The following is a 3,940-nucleotide window of genomic DNA, read 5'->3' as shown; positions in this document are numbered from 1 at the left end:
GGTTGGACGGGAACCACGTGTTGCGCCTGATCTCGCGGCTGATGCTCGACGCGGCTACGGCCCACGCATGGCGGCCGATCGCCCGGACCGTGGCGCCGTTGCCCACCTGGATCTGGATGACCTGCCTTTCCTCCTCACCGATATGCGAATACACTCGTGACATGGGTGCGACACCTTCCTCCCGCGGAAACCTAGACAATCTCCAATGGTATAAGGTGTTGCACTTCAATCTAGACAACGGGGTCGAGGCAGGGGCACGACGAATCGCGTACCGCACCCCTCCCCGATGTTTGCTACAATGTCGTTTCGTATTCTGGCCCCGTAGCTCAGCTGGATAGAGCAGGAAACTTCTAATTTCAAGGTCGCCGGTCCGAATCCGGCCGGGGTCACCAATGTTTCCAAGGGCTGACGGCACTTACTAAAAACCATGAATATTGCTCGTGCCACTCCAGTGCCACTAGTGGTACCGGCGACGCGTTTCGATGCGACCATCTCATACGCCCGCTTGCGCTCGCCTACTATCTTGCTTTGTAGATGGTGCGTGGATGTCAATACCGGGTTTCTGCGGGCATAGAGGAAGCCCCGCGACCAATCGGCTGGGATTGATGCACGGGGCTGTCTACAGCCGCGCGTCGGCTATCATTCGTCGCGTTCGGGGCGTCCCCCGACATGCACGGTGATGAACCTCCCGCGCTCGCGATCGGCCGGGTCCTGCAGCACCATGAGCGTGTTACCGGTCCGGGGGTCGATCACCCACCCCGGCAGCGCATCGCCATCAGGCGGGTACTTCACGGAGGCGATGTAGTTCACCTTCCCACTGCCAAGCCGTTCCGCAACGTCGGGGTTGAGCACGTCCGGCATGGTCTCCTGCCTGACCGTCCGGGTCGGTGAGCCGAACACCTGTTGCCAGATGGCAAGCAGCGTCTTCACGCCCATGGCGCTGAGCTGTCCGTCGCCCCTGAAGGCGTTGAGTAATTGCCTCACGACGAACGGGGTCTTGGGGTCATCGACGATGGTGTTGAAACCGTCTTCATCCGCGTCCAATGCCTCGGCCAGTATCTCGGTGGCGTGCCGTTTGGTGGCGTGGGCGAGCGCGGCAGTTTTCTGGTCGCCTGTGGGGTTGGCGTCGGGCTGTCCGAAACGGTGTGACCTCGGCGGTTCCGTCCCGCTTCTGGGGCTTCTTCCATTAGTCATCGGTTCCCTTTCTCCGAATCTCACCGGCCTGCGCCGTGTTCAACATCTTCGCTTTCGCCTTGATGGCGTCGAGGTCGAGGAGTGGCGTCGGGGCTGGCATGTCCGTTTGCTCGATACGCTGCACGGGCGGGCCGTACACCTGATTGATGATGCGCTCCAGCGTGTTCCAGTTCGCGTGCATCAGCGCTTCGCCGATCTGCCGGTCGAACAGCGGCGCGCCCGGGTCGGCCACGATGGCCTGTATCTCGGCTTCGGTGAGGTAGGTCAATCGCTCCAGCTTGTAGCGTGGGGTGTCCTCTATCCGCCAGTGACTGCCACCGTAGGGTTTGTTGCCTCGCTTGGCTCCGAATCTCGTGTCCGGGCTTGGATTATGGTTCATGGCTTGTTTCCTTCCTCGTATCCCTCGTTCATGGATACCGTTTGTTGTGTGGACTGTATAACCATCACGATTGCCCGGTTATAGGGTTATAGGGTTATACACGTTGCAATCATTGGGGTTTAGGGTTATACACCTCGGTTATAGGGGTTATACACCTCGTAATTCCTATAACCGTGTATAACCCTGGGCGTATAACCCTGAAACCCTTACGGGAGTAGGGCTATAACCCTATAACCGCTATAACCCTGCATATTCGGGTGCCAGCGTCCACTGACTACTGGAATCGCTACCCGTGTCGGTACCCACCTTTTCGATGCGTCCGTCCCCGAACAGTTCCGATAGTGCCCGATAGCACATGTCGCCGTACTTGCCGCATTTCTGCCGGATGCGATAGCCCACGATCTCACCCCCCTGCGCGTTTTCCTCGAGAATCGTCATGACTCTCCGCTTGGCTGATTCGAGTTTTCTCGACTCGGCTTGCGCTCGTGCCTCGTCGCTGTCTGCGATGTAGTCGACTTTCTGCCGCTGCATCTCCGAGTGCATGAGTTCCAGACACCGGTCACGCACTCGGTTCGATTCAGCCACGATCTCACCGGCCAGCTGCCAATCCTCCACACTCACGTCCATACGACCGTCCATGAGGGCGAGCAAGGCAGCCATTTTCGCCTTGGACTGCATACCATGTGAGTCCAGCATGCCACCGTCACGGCCATGAAGCACGTCCAGACGCTGCTGGTCACTCTCCTCATACGCTTCGGATGGGAACCGCATTTCGGTAAGCTTGTAACCCAGCGAGCCGCGTATCGTGGCGGCCTGATACACCGCGTCGAACGTGGTCGCGTCAGGGTCCTGGGGGATGGCCGTCAGATCGCACGGCAGGTCACCCGTCGGTTTCACGGGTTTCACATCGGGCGCATCCGGGTCGGCGGTATCGCTCCATAGGAAGCGCTGGGGCAGTCCAGTGCCGGCGTTGCCGAACAGCGCATTGGATGCGGCGGGTTGCACGCCCACGGTCATGGACAGCCGGTAGGCGTGCGCGGGCACGGTCAGCCGGTTCGCCTCCTGCTTGTTGAAAGCACCCAACGGCTCACCACTCCACGCACTACACAACGTGGGCGTGACAGTACTACCCTGTCTACTGCTCGCACCCGCCAACGTGCCGATTTCTTCGACGCGCAGCAATGCACGGGGCGTCACACAGTGGATACGAGTCTCGCCCTTATGACCACCCTCCCCCTCGGGTACGGGCACGCGATTCGCATAGATAGCCGCTAATCCCTCGCCCGACGCGGGTTGCGTGGTCACCGCACCACGAATATCAGGCACGAGTATCCCCGCCGCAGCACTCGCAAGCCCCTTGCCGGTCCCCGGACCTCCGACCGTGGCGACGAACAGGTTCAACGACGCGGGCGAGGCACCCACCAGCGGCGGAATAACCACCGTGGGCGGCGTCAACGCACTCACCCTTGCCAACACATCCAAGAGCAGTGTCATGGGACTGATACGAGTCGCACGAGCATAATCGCGAATGTATCGCAGGGCTGGGCGGGCTTCAAAAAAACACGTTATTCATGCTCTGCCTCCCATACATCAAGGCTGGCAAGCGCAGCAAAACGTTTATTTTCCTCGTCCCGAACGTTCTCAAAGTCGTTTCCACTGATAAGGTTTAGAATGCGAGCAACGGACGCATTGAAAGTAATAAATCCGCTCATCGTGCACCACCAACTGCAAGGTGCTCGGCGGAGGATACGAAGTTCCCGCCAGCCATGGAGCCGAGAGCACGATACAATTCCCCACCGGAGGAGTATGGAGCAACCAGCGTGGCAACACGGGCTATGCGCCCACGCATGTACCCACAGTCCGACAGGTCACGGGATGGATACGGGGAAAACGCCACACGACGGGCAATCTTCCTGTCGATGGCGTCGGCCTGTAGATTAAGCGAACCGCATGGCGTAACCTCCCCGACACTCATAGTCCACGACTTGGATAGCAGCAGCGCCGTATGGGCCATAGCCACGCTGGGCAGGTCCGCTCGGTCGAGCGTGAAGCTCACGCGAGTAGGCTGAACGTGCGAAGCAAATACTGCGAGCGCCAGCCTGCGTGATAGTTCCATCTGTCTATTGGAAACCGTGAGGTAGGCGCTGCCATAGGCCGTTTCCAATAGGTAGTCGCTGGTGACGCCCGTTGTCTAGATTGAAGTGCAACACCTTATACCATTGGAGATTGTCTAGGTTTCCGCGGGAGGAAGGTGTCGCACCCATGTCACGAGTGTATTCGCATATCGGTGAGGAGGAAAGGCAGGTCATCCAGATCCAGGTGGCAACGGCGCCACGGTCCGGGCGATCGCCGGCCATGCGTGGGCCG

Annotated in this window: 5 protein-coding genes and 1 tRNA gene; 1 reads left to right on the top strand and 5 read right to left on the bottom strand. The window is 59.5% G+C overall.

Annotated elements, in window-relative coordinates:
* Positions 1 to 163: helix-turn-helix domain-containing protein (locus BMON_RS10725; protein WP_420307895.1), on the bottom strand; the 163-nt coding region annotated here is incomplete at its 3' end.
* Between the two features lie 152 nt (positions 164 to 315).
* Between BMON_RS10725 and BMON_RS08255 the strand changes: the two genes are divergently transcribed.
* Positions 316 to 392 (top strand) — tRNA-Arg (locus tag BMON_RS08255).
* A gap of 247 nt (positions 393 to 639) precedes the next feature.
* Here the strand turns inward: BMON_RS08255 and BMON_RS08250 are convergent.
* From BMON_RS08250 to BMON_RS10055, 4 genes are all read right to left on the bottom strand, one after another.
* The gene (locus BMON_RS08250) at positions 640 to 1,194 is read right to left on the bottom strand and encodes a hypothetical protein (RefSeq protein ID WP_152595834.1); all 555 of its coding nucleotides are present in this window, start codon (positions 1,192 to 1,194) and stop codon (positions 640 to 642) included.
* Complete coding sequence (locus tag BMON_RS08245; RefSeq protein WP_033513772.1) at positions 1,187 to 1,573, bottom strand: hypothetical protein; 387 nt, start codon at positions 1,571 to 1,573, stop codon at positions 1,187 to 1,189. The genes BMON_RS08250 and BMON_RS08245 overlap by 8 nt, the downstream gene beginning before the upstream one ends.
* 237 nt (positions 1,574 to 1,810) lie before the next feature.
* Entirely contained in the window at positions 1,811 to 3,067 is a 1,257-nt protein-coding gene (locus tag BMON_RS08240; RefSeq protein ID WP_081883014.1) for a YfjI family protein, read from the bottom strand.
* A 71-nt stretch (positions 3,068 to 3,138) separates the two neighbouring features.
* A complete protein-coding gene (locus tag BMON_RS10055) occupies positions 3,139 to 3,285 on the bottom strand; it encodes a hypothetical protein (RefSeq protein WP_156098636.1) in 147 nt (48 codons plus the stop codon).
* Positions 3,286 to 3,940: the final 655 nt, after the last annotated feature.

Origin of the sequence: Bifidobacterium mongoliense DSM 21395 (assembly GCF_000741285.1) — a bacterium.
GTDB lineage: Bacteria > Actinomycetota > Actinomycetes > Actinomycetales > Bifidobacteriaceae > Bifidobacterium > Bifidobacterium mongoliense.
The sequence above is the reverse complement of the archived record's forward strand: the minus strand, read 5'-3'. Positions and strand labels throughout refer to the sequence as shown.

Bases quoted from the DNA above. Each gene is read 5' to 3' on its own strand.
- BMON_RS08250 (WP_152595834.1), bottom strand. From the start codon at position 1,194: ATGACTAATGGAAGAAGCCCCAGAAGCGGGACGGAACCGCCGAGGTCA.
- BMON_RS08245 (WP_033513772.1), bottom strand. From the start codon at position 1,573: ATGAACCATAATCCAAGCCCGGACACGAGATTCGGAGCCAAGCGAGGC.
- BMON_RS08240 (WP_081883014.1), bottom strand. From the start codon at position 3,067: ATGACACTGCTCTTGGATGTGTTGGCAAGGGTGAGTGCGTTGACGCCG.
- BMON_RS10055 (WP_156098636.1), bottom strand. From the start codon at position 3,285: ATGAGCGGATTTATTACTTTCAATGCGTCCGTTGCTCGCATTCTAAAC.